Genomic DNA, 508 nt, shown 5'->3' on the forward strand with positions numbered 1-508 from the left:
AATTTTGGTATTCGTACCGATAAACACGTCTAACTGTTGTAACTTACTCATACCAACCGTCCTCATTGCTTCTCACGCTGTTTTCAGCTTGGGAGGTTATTTGACTATGTGGACGAACAAATAGGTTTAAATCGATAAGGCGTAACGATAGCCCTAAGATGTCCATGAGGACGAGTACATTGGCAAAGGTGACACTGCTATCGCCTTTTTCCACTTTCATGACTGTTCTACGAGATAAGTTGGCTTTTGAAGCGAGATCATCAATACGCCAGCCTCTATCGGTGCGCTTTGAGCGAATGGCGCTCCCCAGCGTTTCCATACTGAACTCGGTATTCAAATCAGGCATAGGTTGTGCCTTTACCATCTTACCTTTTTTCATAAGTGCCTTTTAATGTACTTTTGTCACTATTGGGTTCGTTTTAATATATAAGTTCACTATAACTCACTTTTGTTGTGACTGTATAAAAAATTATCTATAAGTGCAATTTAAGTTACTTATGGGTGGTTT

The 508-nt window shown here is 39.8% G+C and carries 1 protein-coding gene; it reads right to left on the reverse strand.

The window, feature by feature from the left end:
- Nucleotides 1-43 precede the first annotated feature (43 nt).
- Complete coding sequence (locus tag R7R78_RS29715) at nucleotides 44-379, reverse strand: helix-turn-helix domain-containing protein (protein ID WP_029863732.1); 336 nt, start codon at nucleotides 377-379, stop codon at nucleotides 44-46.
- Nucleotides 380-508 lie beyond the last annotated feature (129 nt).

Source organism: Vibrio sp. 2134-1 (assembly GCF_033339495.1).

What these genes read in the sequence shown, in the direction of transcription:
- R7R78_RS29715 (WP_029863732.1), bottom strand. Translation starts at nt 379, where the DNA reads ATGAAAAAAGGTAAGATGGTAAAGGCACAACCTATGCCTGATTTGAAT.